A 13,373-nucleotide genomic window follows, 5' to 3' on the forward strand; every position below is an offset into this window, starting at 1 on the left:
CATGGCAACGATCAAGGATGTGGCCGCGCTTGCAGGTATTTCCTACACCACCGTGTCCCATGTGGTGAACAAGACGCGGCCGGTCAGCGAGCCTGTGCGCATCAAGGTGGAAGCGGCGATCAAGCAACTGGACTACGTGCCGAGTGCCGTCGCGCGCTCGCTCAAGGCCAAGACCACTGCGACCATCGGCCTGCTGGTACCCAACAGCCTTAACCCGTATTTTGCCGAGCTGGCGCGGGGTATCGAGGATTACTGCGAGCGTAATGGCTATTGCGTGATCCTCTGCAACTCCGACGACAACGCCGAAAAGCAGCGCAGCTATTTGCGCGTGTTGCTGGAAAAGCGCATCGACGGCCTGATCGTGACTTCGGTAGGCGGCGACGACAGTGGCCTCGCCGCAGGCTTGAGCGCGGTGCGCACGCCCATGGTGATTGTCGACCGCGCACTGGACGGCATTGATGTCGACCTGGTGCGCATTGACCATGAGCAGGGTGCCTACCTGGCGACCCGGCATTTGCTGGAGCTCGGTCACCGCGACATCGCCTGCATTGGTGGCCCCAGTCATACACGCGTGGCGCAAATGCGCCTGGCCGGCTATCACCGTGCGCTGCGTGAGGCGGGCGTGGAAGTGGCAGCCAATCGCACCCAGGAAAGCGACTTCACCAGCACCGGTGGTTATGCGGCGGCGGTACAGCTGCTGTCGGAAAACCCGCCCAGCGCGATTTTCGCCAGTAACGATATGATTGGTTTCGGCGTGTTGCGTGCAGCAGCCGAACGCAATATTCGCGTGCCAGGCGAGCTGTCGGTGATTGGTTTTGACGATATTCAAATGGGCCGTTACGTGTACCCGGCGCTGACGACGGTCGGGCAGTCGATCGTGCAACTGGGCGAGACGGCGGCCGAGCTTTTACTGCGACGAATTGCAACACCCCAACTGCCGATCGATCAGCGCATCGTGACGCCGAGCATTGTTTTGCGTGAGTCGACGGCGTCGTTTGCCGGTGTGTTCGCCCAATACCGCTGAACCGAATTGATGAGTACTGATGTATGCCAGCAAAAGTAGTGGTAATAGGCAGCTTGAACATGGACCTGGTGACCCGCGCCAGTCGCTTGCCGCGCGCCGGTGAAACCCTGATCGGCCAGACGTTCTCCACCGTTCCGGGTGGCAAGGGCGCCAACCAGGCGGTGGCCTCTGCACGCCTTGGCGCTGAGGTGGCGATGATCGGCTGTGTGGGCACGGACGCCTACGGCGCGCAATTGCGTGACGCGTTGCTGGTGGAGGGTATCGATTGCCAGGCCGTCAGCACGGTGGATGGCTCCAGCGGCGTGGCGTTGATCGTGGTCGATGACAGCAGCCAGAACGCGATTGTGATCGTGGCCGGCAGCAACGGTGAGCTCACGCCTGCGTCGTTGCAGGCAGCTGATGCGGTCGTGCAGGCGGCAGACGTCATCGTCTGTCAGCTGGAAGTGCCGATGGACACGGTTGGTCAGGCGCTCAAGCGCGGTCATGAGTTGGGCAAGACCGTGATCCTCAACCCGGCGCCGGCCAGTGGCCCGCTGCCGGAGGAATGGTATGCCTCGATCGATTACCTGATCCCCAACGAAAGCGAAGCCAGCGCCCTGAGTGGCGTGACGGTCGATTCCCTCGACAGCGCCAAGGTGGCTGCGACGCAGCTGCTCAAGGCGGGCGCCGGCAAAGTCATCATCACCCTGGGTGCCCAGGGCGCGTTGTTTGCCGATGGCAAAGGCTTCGAGCATTTGCAGGCGCCCAAGGTCAAGGCGGTGGACACCACGGCTGCCGGTGACACCTTTGTCGGTGGTTTTGCCGCGGCGCTGGCCAACGGCAAAAGCGAAGCCGAGGCCATCCGGTTCGGCCAGGTGGCTGCCGCGCTGTCGGTCACGCGGGCCGGTGCGCAACCCTCTATTCCTACGCTGCAGGACGTACAAGGTTTTATGCCCTCATGAAAAAGACACCATTGCTCAATATTGCGCTGTCGCGCGTGATCGCATCCCTTGGCCATGGTGACATTCTGGTGATCGGTGATGCTGGCCTGCCGGTACCGCCGGGCGTGGAGCTGATCGACCTGGCGCTGACCCAGGGCATTCCGGATTTCATCAGCACCTTGCGCATCGTGCTGAGCGAAATGCAGGTAGAGAGCCACGTGTTGGCTGAAGAAATCCTGCTCAAGCAGCCACCTGCGTTGACGCCACTCAATGTGTTGACCGAACAGGCCGCCCTGGGCGAGCGTCGTTTGGTCAGCCATGAAGAGTTCAAGCAGCTCAGCCGCAAGGCCCGCGCGGTGGTGCGCACGGGCGAGTGCCAGCCGTATTGCAATATCGCGCTGGTGTCCGGCGTTACCTTCTAGAGTTTCCCTACGACAAGGAGTGCTTCATGCAACGTGGTCTCCCAATCCTGAAAAACCTGTTTAGGAGTGTCCTGCTTTTGTCCGCACTCACCGCAGCCAGCGCCCAAGCGGCGGAAAAAATCGACCTGATCATCGACACCGACCCAGGCGCCGATGACGTCGTGGCGTTGCTGTTTGCCATGGCGTCACCGCAAGAGCTGAGCATTCGTGCGCTGACCACCGTTGCCGGCAATGTGCGCCTCGACAAGACCTCCCGCAACGCGCGCTTGGCCCGCGAGTGGGCAGGGCGCGAGGACATCCCGGTATACGCCGGCGCGCCAAAACCCATGCTGCGCACGCCGATCTATGCGGAGAACATCCACGGCAAGGAAGGTATTTCCGGTGTCGCCGTGCATGAGCCGAAAAAAGGCCTGGCCGAAGGCAATGCCGTTGACTACCTGATCAAGACCCTGAGCACCGCCAAACCTCACAGCATCACCATCGCCATGCTCGGCCCACAGACCAACCTGGCACTGGCGTTGACCCAGGCGCCGGAGATCACCCAAGGCATCAAGGAAGTGGTGGTGATGGGCGGGGCGCATTTTAATGGCGGCAATATCACCCCGGTAGCTGAGTTCAACCTGTTCGCAGACCCTGTTGCGGCTGAAATCGTGCTCAAGAGTGGCGTCAAGCTGACTTACCTGCCGCTGGACGTGACCCACAAAGTACTGACCAGTGATGCGCGTCTGAAACAGATTGCCGACATCAAGAACAATGCGAGCAAGGTGGTGGGCGATATTCTCAATGAATACGTCAAGGGCGACATGGAACACTACGGCATCCCGGGTGGCCCGGTGCATGACGCTACCGTGATTGCCTACCTGCTCAAGCCTTCCCTGTTCAGCGGCCGTGAAGTCAACGTGGTGATCGACAGCCGCGAAGGCCCGACCTTCGGCCAGACCGTCGTCGACTGGTATGACGGCCTCAAGCAGCCGAAGAACGCATTTTGGGTTGAGAACGGCGACGCCCAAGGCTTCTTCGATCTGCTGACCGAGCGCCTGGCCCGTCTGAAGTAAGCTGTTTGCCGGTCGGCGCTCGCCGGCCGGGTCTTATTCGCGCTCGGGGTTGTGGGCGCCCATGTGGTCGGCCGGGTATTTCTCGAATACCTGGCCGATGAAGGCCTGTGCGGCTTGCGTGCCGAGTTCCTTGACCAGCAGGTCGATTCCGATGATGGCCAACTCCTCCGTGCTTCCGGGGCTGTAGGAGCTTTGTCCTTGAGGCCACTTGGCTTTGATGTCGGCTTGGAGGGTTACGGTGCTCATGGTCGGGGCTCGCGGGGCTGGAATGCTGGACAGTGCGCTGGAGCGCGCTTCTAACCGGGGCAGTTAACCATTTTTGCGCAGCGTTTGGCAGTGCTACTTAGGCATGAGACGTTTCGGGATGAGGCCGATGCTGTGCGACACTGTTGCCCTATTCAACTACCGGGGACACCAGGTGCAGATCGATTTGAACAACCCCGATAACCTCACGCTGGACGCCGTGCGCCAATTGCTCGCCAGCGCCAGTGACGACGAACATACCCAGTTGCGCGTGACCAAGGGCGGAATCGCCTATATTTCGTCCGGGACGGCCGTAGGCGGAGTCGACATCGACGGCCTGCTGTTTCGCCTCGAGACCTGGGCCAAAGGTTCGGGTTATGTTGGTAACGTCGCCGCCAGCGATGAGGTCTGGGTCCGGCAGATTTTCAATGCGCTCCAGCAGAACTGGCCAAAGCCACCGTTTGACTACATCGATATCTACTGAATTCGTTCATATCTGGTGACGATTGATCGGGCGAATGCTCGCCGTGAGTCAGGCAGACTTACCCTTCGGCGATTTACGTCTTGAAACCAAACCGCCAGATCGCTGTCGCACGATCTCTGTCCATTTTTTTCATAGGAGGCTTCATGCCTTGGAAGCTCGCATCATTCGGTACTTTGTTGGCAGCACTCGCGTTGGCGGGTTGCAGCACCCCGGGTGCCCCTGAGCCAGGCAAAGATGCCGCCGTTGCCGATGCAGGTCACACCCGCTGCGAATCGAAGGCCGCCGAATTCGCCATCGGCCAGAAAGCCTCGCCTCAATTGCTGGAGCAGGCACGTACCCGTGCCGGCGCGCAGAACGCACGGATCCTCAAGCCTAACGACATGATCACCCTGGAATACCGCTCCGACCGTCTGAACCTGAACACCGACGACAACCTGGTGATCACGCGGGTCAACTGCGGCTGATCGCCCTGCGGCTTTTGCAGCGCCCATAAAAAACCCCGTCACATGGACGGGGTTTTTTTAGCTCAGCGGAGAATTACTCGCCGCGAACCTGTGCAGCTTGCATACCCTTTTGGCCTTTCTCAGCCACGAAGGAAACGGTTTGGCCTTCTTTCAGGCTTTTGAAACCGTCGCTTTCGATAGCTTTGAAGTGTACGAACAGGTCGTCACCGCCACCTTGAGGAGTGATGAAGCCGAAGCCTTTTTCATCGTTGAACCATTTAACGGTGCCGGTTTGGCGATTAGACATGGTGTATCTCCAAGAAACATATATTTTCAGTAGTGCTGTGCTGCTCAGGCCAACTGGGCACACCGGGGTATCATAGTCGAAATGTTCGGCTTGTAAGCCCCCCCAAGGCATTGTTTGCTAATCAATAGCGTTGCGTTTAGTGCCTTGGTCGGCTGAAAGCCCCGATTTACGGGGCTTTGCTGCGAAATATCAGCTGTTAAAAAAAGCCGTAAAAGCTGCGTAATTTGTGCGAAATGGCAGTTTTCAGGCTGTTTTTTCAGTCAAATGGCCGTCTGATCAGAGGTCGTGGTTATTTTTTCTTCACGACTTTGCAGGACGAAATCGCCGCGACAGCTTTGTTTTTCAGCTCCGGCTTGGCGTTCTGGTTGGTCATGAGTTCCTTGATTTCGGCAGTGCTCAATTCGGCGTTGATCTTGTCGGCGCCGCATTCGCAATGGTCTTTGGCGGTTTTGGCATCAACGTTCTGGCTGGCGGCGGCACTGCAATCTGCAATGAAGCTGTCGCGGGCACCGGCTGGCCAGTTCGACGGGGCGGCAGCCTGCGCGCCGAGGGAAAGGAGGGTCAGGGAAGCGGCGAGAGCGAGGGTCGAGGTAAAGCGCATCATGAAGTGCTCCTTTGATTCGTGGGCAAACAGCGATTCTCAGCGGGTTTGAGGGCTTTCGTACAGCCCAAGTTCACTTTTGCAGGCATCAAACACGGGATTTTATGTTTCATCAGGCGCGGCAGGCGCGATGACCGTTCATCTGTGCTAGCATCCTCGGCTTGGCTATTTCCAGGCGCGCCCATTGCCGCCTTGCCATGTTCTTTGAGTTCACTCCAGTCACTCTGGTTCGATTATCGGTTGGCCGAAAGGCTCCTGCCGCTGTAAGGCAGGCGTTCATCACTGAACGGCCTGGTGTTGGATCTTGTACTGGCTCATCCCAACCCACGTGACCTTTGGTAGGGGTCACCACTAGGAGAGGAGGCGCCATGCCAACTATTACTCTTCCCGACGGCAGTCAACGTTCATTCGATCATTCGGTTTCCGTAGCCGAGGTCGCCGCATCCATTGGTGCAGGTCTTGCCAAGGCCACCGTGGCCGGCAAGGTCGACGGCAAGCTGGTGGATGCCAGCGACCTGATTACCACTGATGCCAGTCTGCAAATCATCACGCCCAAGGATCAAGAGGGGCTGGAGATCATTCGCCACTCTTGTGCGCACCTGATCGGCCATGCGGTCAAGCAGCTTTACCCGACGGCAAAAATGGTGATCGGCCCCGTCATTGACGAAGGCTTCTATTACGATATCGCCTATGAGCGTCCCTTCACTCCGGACGACCTGGCGGCTATCGAAGCGCGCATGCACGCGCTGATCGAAAAAGATTACGACGTGATCAAGAAGGTCACGCCACGCGCCGAAGTCATCGACGTGTTTACCGCCCGTGGCGAAGACTACAAGCTGCGTCTGGTGGAAGACATGCCGGACGAGCAGGCCATGGGCCTGTATTACCACGAAGAATATGTCGACATGTGCCGTGGCCCGCACGTGCCGAACACGCGCTTTCTCAAGTCGTTTAAGCTGACCAAGCTGTCGGGTGCCTACTGGCGCGGTGACGCGAAGAACGAGCAATTGCAGCGGATCTACGGCACGGCCTGGGCTGACAAGAAGCAGCTGGCGGCCTACATCCAGCGCATCGAAGAAGCTGAAAAGCGCGACCACCGCAAAATCGGCAAGCGCCTGAACCTGTTCCACCTCCAGGAAGAAGCGCCGGGCATGGTGTTCTGGCACCCGAACGGCTGGACCCTGTACCAGGTGCTCGAGCAGTACATGCGCAAGGTTCAGCGCGACAACGGCTACCTGGAGATCAAGACGCCTCAGGTTGTTGACCGTAGCCTGTGGGAGAAATCCGGGCACTGGGCCAACTACGCCGACAACATGTTCACCACTCAGTCGGAAAACCGCGACTACGCCATCAAGCCGATGAACTGCCCGTGCCACGTGCAGGTGTTCAATCAGGGCCTGAAGAGCTACCGCGAGTTGCCGATGCGCCTGGCCGAATTCGGTGCCTGCCACCGTAACGAGCCGTCGGGTGCGCTGCACGGCATCATGCGTGTGCGTGGCTTCACCCAGGACGACGCCCACATTTTCTGCACCGAAGAGCAGATGCAGGCCGAATCCGCCGCGTTCATCAAGCTGACCATGGACGTTTACCGCGATTTCGGCTTCACCGAAGTCGAGATGAAGCTGTCCACTCGTCCGGAAAAACGTGTTGGCTCCGACGAACTGTGGGATCGCGCTGAATCCGCACTGGCCGCTGCGCTAGACAGCGCGGGCCTTGCGTACGATCTGCAGCCGGGTGAGGGCGCCTTCTACGGTCCGAAGATCGAGTTCTCGCTGAAAGATTGCCTTGGTCGCGTCTGGCAGTGTGGTACCCTGCAGCTCGATTTTAACCTGCCGATCCGTTTGGGAGCCGAATACGTCTCCGAAGATAACAGCCGTAAGCACCCGGTTATGCTGCACCGGGCGATCCTCGGCTCGTTCGAACGGTTCGTCGGTATCCTGATCGAGCACTACGAGGGTGCATTCCCTGCGTGGCTGGCTCCGACCCAGGCAGTGATCATGAATATCACTGATAAACAGGCCGATTTTGCCGCTGAAGTTGAAAAAACTCTCAACGAAAGCGGATTTCGTGCCAAGTCCGACTTGAGAAATGAAAAGATCGGCTTTAAAATCCGTGAGCATACTTTGCTCAAGGTTCCCTATCTTTTGGTTATCGGAGATCGGGAAGTCGAGATGCAGACTGTCGCTGTGCGTACTCGTGAAGGTGCTGACCTGGGCTCGATGCCCGTCGCCCAGTTCGCTGAGTTCCTCGCGCAAGCGGTTTCCCGGCGTGGTCGCCCAGATTCGGAGTAATTATTATTAAGCGTGAAATGAGACAAGATAAACGAGCTGCACCGAAAGCCCCGATCAACGAGAATATCTCGGCACGCGAGGTTCGGTTAATTGGCGCTGACGGCGAGCAGATTGGCATCGTCTCGATTGATGAAGCGCTTCGTATTGCTGAAGAGTCCAAATTGGACCTGGTGGAAATCTCCGCCGATGCAATCCCACCTGTTTGTCGGGTGATGGACTACGGCAAATCGATCTTCGAGAAGAAGAAACAGGTTGCCGCAGCGAAGAAGAACCAGAAGCAGATTCAAGTAAAAGAAATCAAGTTTCGTCCAGGGACGGAGGAAGGGGATTACCAGGTAAAACTGCGCAACCTGGTACGTTTCCTGAGTGATGGGGACAGGGCCAAGGTATCCTTGCGATTCCGCGGCCGTGAGATGGCCCACCAGGAGCTGGGGATGGAACTCCTCAAGCGGGTTGAAGCTGACCTGCTCGAGTACGGTTCGGTCGAACAGCATCCTAAGATGGAAGGACGCCAGCTTATTATGGTCATCGCCCCGAAAAAGAAGAAGTAATCAACAGGGCACGGCAGGCCTTCTGATTATGTTTATCAACTGAATGCGGAGTACCGAACATGCCAAAGATGAAAACTAAAAGTGGTGCTGCTAAGCGGTTTCTGAAAACTGCTAACGGTATCAAGCACAAGCACGCTTTCAAGAGCCACATTCTGACCAAAATGTCGACCAAGCGTAAGCGTCAACTGCGCGGTAGCAGCTTGCTGCATCCGTCTGACGTGGCAAAAGTCGAGCGCATGCTGCGCCTTCGTTAATTTTAGTCAAGAATAGAGGAATAACTCATGGCTCGTGTAAAGCGTGGCGTCATTGCCCGTAAGCGTCACAAAAAAATTCTGAAACTTGCTAAAGGCTACTACGGCGCGCGTTCACGCGTATTCCGTGTTGCCAAGCAAGCGGTAATCAAGGCAGGCCAATACGCCTACCGCGACCGTCGTCAGAAAAAACGTCAGTTCCGCGCTCTGTGGATCGCTCGTATCAACGCTGGTGCACGTGTTAACGGTCTGTCCTACAGCCGTTTCATCGCTGGCCTGAAAAAAGCGTCCATCGAAATCGACCGTAAGGTTCTGGCTGAACTGGCCGTGAACGAAAAAGCGGTGTTTGCTGCGATTGTCGAGAAAGCTAAAGCCACTTTGGCTTAAGTACCCCCGACAGTCACCCTGGGCTGCTCCTGTAGCCCAAGGTGGTAAACGTCATAAATAGGGGAAGAGCCTTCAAGCTCTTCCCCTATTTTGTATCTGGAGTCTGTACATGGAAAACCTGGATGCGCTCGTTGCCCAAGCTCTTGAGGCTGTGCATAGCGCTGAAGATGTAAATGCCCTGGAGCAAATCCGGGTTCACTACCTTGGCAAAAAAGGTGAATTGACTCAGGTGATGAAGACCCTGGGGAATTTGCCGGCTGAAGAGCGCCCGCAAGTCGGCGCGCTGATCAACGTTGCCAAGGAGCGTGTCACCGAGGTGCTCAATGCGCGCAAGGCGTCGCTCGAGGAGGCCGATCTTGCGGCCAAGCTCGCCGCCGAGTCCATTGACGTCACCCTGCCTGGTCGTGGCCAGGCCTCGGGCGGTCTGCATCCGATCACCCGGACTCTGGAACGTATCGAGCAGTTCTTCACCCACATCGGCTACGGCATTGCTGAAGGCCCCGAGGTCGAAGACGACTATCACAACTTCGAGGCGCTCAACATCCCAGGCCATCACCCGGCCCGGTCGATGCACGACACCTTCTATTTCAACGCGAACATGCTGTTGCGCACCCATACCTCGCCGGTACAGGTCCGCACCATGGAAGCGAACAAACCGCCGATCCGCATCGTCTGCCCAGGCCGTGTGTACCGCAGCGACTCGGATATCACCCACTCGCCGATGTTCCACCAGGTCGAAGGCCTGCTGGTCGATCGCGACATCAATTTCGCCGACCTCAAGGGCACCATCGAAGAGTTCCTGCGGGTGTTCTTCGAGAAAGAGCTGGCGGTGCGTTTCCGTCCATCGTTCTTCCCGTTCACCGAGCCATCCGCTGAAGTCGACATGGAATGCGTGATGTGCAGCGGCAAAGGCTGCCGCGTCTGCAAGCAGACCGGCTGGCTGGAAGTGATGGGCTGCGGCATGGTTCACCCTAACGTGCTGCGCATGTCCGGGATCGACCCGGAAGAGTTCTCGGGCTTTGCCTTCGGCATGGGCGTTGAGCGCCTGGCCATGCTGCGTTACGGCGTGAACGACTTGCGTCTGTTCTTCGACAACGACTTGCGGTTCCTCGCGCAATTTCGCTAGTCGTAACGAATCTTTAGGAGAGCAGGATGAAATTCAGTGAACAATGGCTGCGTGGCTGGGTAAGCCCGCAGGTAGATCGCGACGAGTTGGTTGCTCGTCTGTCGATGGCCGGCCTTGAGGTCGATAGCGTCACGCCGGCCGCCGGTGTTTTCACCGGCGTGGTGGTGGGCGAGGTGCTGAGCACCGAGCAGCACCCCGATGCCGATAAGCTGCGTGTGTGCCAGGTCAGTAACGGCGCAGAAACCTTCCAGGTCGTGTGCGGAGCGCCTAACGTGCGCCCGGGCCTGAAGATCCCTTTTGCCATGATCGGCGCCGAACTGCCGGGCGACTTCAAAATCAAGAAAGCCAAGCTGCGTGGCGTTGAGTCCAACGGCATGCTGTGCTCCCAGGCTGAACTGCAAGTCGGCGAGGGCAATGATGGCCTGATGGAACTGCCGGCCGATGCGCCAGTGGGCCAGGACATTCGTGTCTACCTGGAACTGGAAGACGCCAGCATTGAGGTCGACCTGACCCCAAACCGGGGTGACTGCCTGTCTCTCGCTGGTCTGGCCCGTGAAGTGGGCGCGCTGTACAACGCCCCGGTCACCCGCCCAGTGGTTGCCGCAGTCGCCGCAGTGCATGACGAAGTGCGCCCTATCGACGTACTGGCGCCAAACGCCTGCCCACGTTACCTGGGTCGTGTGATCCGCAACGTCGACCTGTCCAAGCCAACCCCGCTGTGGATGGTTGAGCGCCTGCGTCGCGCCGACGTGCGCAGCATCGATGCTGCCGTGGACATCACCAACTACGTGATGCTGGAGCTGGGCCAACCGCTGCACGCCTTCGATCTCGCCGAAATCAATGGCGGCATCCGCGTGCGCATGGCCGAAGAAGGTGAAAAGCTGGTACTGCTCGACGGCCAGGAAGTCAGCCTGCGCGCCGATACCCTGGTAATTGCCGACCATTCCCGCGCCCTGGCGATTGCCGGCGTGATGGGTGGCGAGCACAGCGGTGTGTCCGAAACCACCCGCGATATTTTTCTTGAGAGCGCGTTCTTCGACCAGATCGCCATCGCTGGCAAGGCCCGTTCCTACGGCCTGCACACCGATGCGTCGCACCGCTATGAGCGTGGTGTGGACTGGAAGCTGGCCCGTGAAGCCATGGAGCGCGCCACTGGCCTGCTGCTGGAAATCACCGGCGGCGAAGCCGGCCCGATCACCGAAACCGTCAACGAGCAGTTCCTGCCGTCGGTTGCACCGATCACTCTGCGTGCCAAAAGCGTCGAGCAAATGCTTGGCCTGGTGATTGATCCTGCACAAATCGAGCAACTGCTGTCCGCACTCGGCCTGGGTATTTCCGCCGGTGGGGAAGGGCAGTGGCACGTAGAAGTGCCAAGCCATCGTTTCGACATCAGCCTGGAAGTCGACCTGATCGAAGAGCTGGCCCGCCTGTACGGCTACAACCGCCTGCCGGTTCGCTACCCGCAAGCGCGTTTGGCACCGCAACCCAAGGCCGAAGCGCGTGCGCACCTGCCGGAGTTGCGTCGCCTGCTGGTTGCCCGTGGCTACCAGGAAGCGGTGACTTACAGCTTCATCGATCCAAAGCAGTTTGAACTGTTCAACCCAGGTGTTGAGCCGTTGCTGTTGGCCAACCCGATCTCCAATGACATGGCCGCCATGCGTTCGTCGCTGTGGCCGGGTCTGGTCAAGGCACTGTCCCATAACCTGAACCGTCAGCAAGACCGCGTGCGCATGTTCGAAAGCGGCCTGCGTTTTGTCGGCCAACTCGACGGCCTCAAGCAAGAGCCGATGCTGGCGGGTGTTGTCTGCGGTAGCCGCCTGCCAGAAGGCTGGGCACAGGGCCGCGATGGCGTGGACTTCTTCGACGTTAAAGCCGATGTGGAAGCGGTGCTGGGCTTTGCCGGTGCACTGGATGACTTCACGTTTGTGCCTGGTAGCCACCCGGCATTGCACCCGGGCCAGACTGCACGTATCGAGCGCGAAGGGCGTTTGGTGGGTTTTGTCGGTGCCATCCACCCAGAGCTGTCGAAAACCCTGGGTCTGGACCGTCCGGTATTCGTTTTTGAGCTGGTTCTGGCTGAAGTGGCGTCGGGCAAGATGCCTAAATTCAGCGAGTTGTCGCGCTTCCCTGAAGTGCGTCGTGACCTCGCGCTGATCGCCGACCGTGAAGTGGCCGCCACTGCCGTTCTGGACGTAATCCGTGAAAATGCAGGGGAATGGCTGACAGACCTCAGGCTATTTGACGTCTATCAGGGTAAAGGCATTGATCCGCATAGAAAAAGCCTTGCAGTTGGCTTGACCTGGCAGCATCCATCGCGCACTCTTAATGACGATGAGGTGAATACCACGACACAAAATATCCTCACCTCGCTCGAACAAAGGTTGAACGCCACGTTAAGGAAGTGACGTATGGGGGCTTTGACGAAAGCTGAGATGGCGGAACGTCTGTACGAAGAGTTGGGTCTGAACAAACGCGAAGCCAAGGAATTGGTCGAACTGTTCTTTGAAGAAATTCGGCACGCTCTGGAAGACAACGAACAGGTCAAATTGTCCGGTTTCGGCAATTTTGACCTGCGGGACAAACGCCAGCGGCCTGGCCGCAATCCAAAAACGGGAGAAGAAATCCCGATCACGGCTCGCCGTGTGGTCACCTTTCGTCCAGGGCAGAAGTTGAAGGCCCGAGTTGAGGCTTATGCTGGAACCAAGTCATAACGACGAACTACCCGTCATCCCAGGCAAACGCTACTTCACCATTGGTGAAGTCAGCGAGCTTTGTGCGGTCAAACCGCACGTGCTGCGCTATTGGGAGCAGGAGTTTCCTCAACTCAACCCCGTCAAACGCACCGGGAACCGTCGGTATTATCAGCGCCAGGATGTGCTGATGATCCGACAGATCCGTGCGTTGCTGTACGACCAGGGGTTCACCATCAGCGGCGCACGCCAGCGTATGTCCGGTGATGAAGCCAAAGACGACACCACCCAATACAAACAACTGATCCGCCAGATGATCTCCGAACTCGAAGATGTGCTGGTGGTGTTGAAGAAGTGATACAAGCTTTTAAAATACTTCCACATTTCAAAAGCTTGCGGTATATTCCGGATCGCTTCGTTACGAAGCAAACCCAGTAACACGCCTAGTCGGGGCGTAGCGCAGTCCGGTAGCGCACTAGCATGGGGTGCTAGGGGTCGAGTGTTCGAATCACTCCGTCCCGACCATATTTTTCAATGATTTAGCCCAATCTGAAACGGTTGGGCTTTTTCATGTCTAA

Annotated in this window: 17 protein-coding genes and 1 tRNA gene; 15 read left to right on the plus strand and 3 right to left on the minus strand. The window is 58.1% G+C overall.

From position 1 onward, the window contains the following. Position 1 precedes the first annotated feature (1 nt). From BLV67_RS25560 to BLV67_RS25575, 4 genes are read left to right on the plus strand one after another with little or no spacing between them, the layout of a single operon-like run. Positions 2 to 1,024, plus strand: coding sequence for a LacI family DNA-binding transcriptional regulator (locus BLV67_RS25560; RefSeq protein ID WP_065911836.1), 1,023 nt, complete (start codon positions 2 to 4; stop codon positions 1,022 to 1,024). 23 nt (positions 1,025 to 1,047) lie between these two features. After that, entirely contained in the window at positions 1,048 to 1,965 is a 918-nt protein-coding gene (rbsK, locus tag BLV67_RS25565) for a ribokinase (RefSeq protein WP_069786632.1), read from the plus strand. Continuing rightward, positions 1,962 to 2,366 carry a D-ribose pyranase gene (rbsD, locus tag BLV67_RS25570; protein ID WP_017138772.1) on the plus strand — a complete coding sequence of 135 codons (405 nt, stop codon included), beginning with the start codon at positions 1,962 to 1,964 and terminating at the stop codon, positions 2,364 to 2,366. The genes rbsK and rbsD overlap by 4 nt, the downstream gene beginning before the upstream one ends. Before the next feature lie 26 nt (positions 2,367 to 2,392). Beyond that, entirely contained in the window at positions 2,393 to 3,421 is a 1,029-nt protein-coding gene (locus BLV67_RS25575; protein ID WP_065911846.1) for a nucleoside hydrolase, read from the plus strand. Positions 3,422 to 3,454: 33 nt separating this feature from the next. Here the strand turns inward: BLV67_RS25575 and BLV67_RS25580 are convergent, their stop codons facing one another. Beyond that, entirely contained in the window at positions 3,455 to 3,667 is a 213-nt protein-coding gene (locus BLV67_RS25580) for a hypothetical protein (RefSeq protein ID WP_056861277.1), read from the minus strand. 172 nt (positions 3,668 to 3,839) lie between these two features. On the opposite strand from BLV67_RS25580, the gene BLV67_RS25585 reads away from it, so the two are divergent. Both BLV67_RS25585 and BLV67_RS25590 read left to right on the plus strand, forming a co-directional pair. Then, on the plus strand, positions 3,840 to 4,148 hold the full coding sequence (locus BLV67_RS25585; protein ID WP_065911918.1) for a hypothetical protein: 309 nt from the start codon (positions 3,840 to 3,842) through the stop codon (positions 4,146 to 4,148). Between the two features lie 143 nt (positions 4,149 to 4,291). Further along, on the plus strand, positions 4,292 to 4,612 hold the full coding sequence (locus BLV67_RS25590; protein ID WP_017138776.1) for an I78 family peptidase inhibitor: 321 nt from the start codon (positions 4,292 to 4,294) through the stop codon (positions 4,610 to 4,612). Between the two features lie 73 nt (positions 4,613 to 4,685). Here the strand turns inward: BLV67_RS25590 and BLV67_RS25595 are convergent, their stop codons facing one another. Further along, positions 4,686 to 4,898, minus strand: a complete 213-nt coding sequence (locus BLV67_RS25595; protein ID WP_003234260.1) for a cold-shock protein — start codon at positions 4,896 to 4,898, stop codon at positions 4,686 to 4,688. Positions 4,899 to 5,187: 289 nt separating this feature from the next. Continuing rightward, positions 5,188 to 5,502, minus strand: a complete 315-nt coding sequence (locus BLV67_RS25600; protein WP_083221690.1) for a hypothetical protein — start codon at positions 5,500 to 5,502, stop codon at positions 5,188 to 5,190. Positions 5,503 to 5,867: 365 nt separating this feature from the next. Here BLV67_RS25600 and thrS point away from each other — a divergent pair, with 365 nt between their 5' ends. From thrS to BLV67_RS25645, 9 genes are all read left to right on the plus strand, one after another. Next, positions 5,868 to 7,790, plus strand: a complete 1,923-nt coding sequence (gene thrS, locus BLV67_RS25605; protein WP_065911849.1) for a threonine--tRNA ligase — start codon at positions 5,868 to 5,870, stop codon at positions 7,788 to 7,790. Continuing rightward, a complete protein-coding gene (gene infC, locus BLV67_RS25610; protein ID WP_015884933.1) occupies positions 7,790 to 8,341 on the plus strand; it encodes a translation initiation factor IF-3 in 552 nt (183 codons plus the stop codon). Before thrS ends, infC begins: the two co-directional genes overlap by 1 nt. A 59-nt stretch (positions 8,342 to 8,400) precedes the next feature. Further along, entirely contained in the window at positions 8,401 to 8,595 is a 195-nt protein-coding gene (gene rpmI, locus BLV67_RS25615; protein ID WP_002553160.1) for a 50S ribosomal protein L35, read from the plus strand. A gap of 27 nt (positions 8,596 to 8,622) precedes the next feature. After that, the gene (gene rplT / locus BLV67_RS25620; protein ID WP_003174975.1) at positions 8,623 to 8,979 is read left to right on the plus strand and encodes a 50S ribosomal protein L20; all 357 of its coding nucleotides are present in this window, start codon (positions 8,623 to 8,625) and stop codon (positions 8,977 to 8,979) included. Between the two features lie 109 nt (positions 8,980 to 9,088). Continuing rightward, positions 9,089 to 10,105 (plus strand): phenylalanine--tRNA ligase subunit alpha, encoded by a 1,017-nt coding sequence (pheS, locus tag BLV67_RS25625; protein WP_034117607.1) that lies wholly within the window; start codon positions 9,089 to 9,091, stop codon positions 10,103 to 10,105. Between the two features lie 26 nt (positions 10,106 to 10,131). Next, positions 10,132 to 12,510 carry a phenylalanine--tRNA ligase subunit beta gene (gene pheT / locus BLV67_RS25630; RefSeq protein ID WP_065911851.1) on the plus strand — a complete coding sequence of 793 codons (2,379 nt, stop codon included), beginning with the start codon at positions 10,132 to 10,134 and terminating at the stop codon, positions 12,508 to 12,510. A 3-nt stretch (positions 12,511 to 12,513) separates the two neighbouring features. After that, positions 12,514 to 12,816 (plus strand): integration host factor subunit alpha, encoded by a 303-nt coding sequence (gene ihfA, locus BLV67_RS25635; protein WP_002553164.1) that lies wholly within the window; start codon positions 12,514 to 12,516, stop codon positions 12,814 to 12,816. Next, positions 12,797 to 13,153 (plus strand): MerR family transcriptional regulator, encoded by a 357-nt coding sequence (locus BLV67_RS25640; protein ID WP_003174972.1) that lies wholly within the window; start codon positions 12,797 to 12,799, stop codon positions 13,151 to 13,153. Before ihfA ends, BLV67_RS25640 begins: the two co-directional genes overlap by 20 nt. Before the next feature lie 90 nt (positions 13,154 to 13,243). After that, a tRNA-Pro gene (locus tag BLV67_RS25645) sits at positions 13,244 to 13,320 on the plus strand. Positions 13,321 to 13,373 lie beyond the last annotated feature (53 nt).

The organism is Pseudomonas salomonii (assembly GCF_900107155.1).
In the GTDB taxonomy this organism is placed as follows: domain Bacteria; phylum Pseudomonadota; class Gammaproteobacteria; order Pseudomonadales; family Pseudomonadaceae; genus Aquipseudomonas; species Aquipseudomonas salomonii.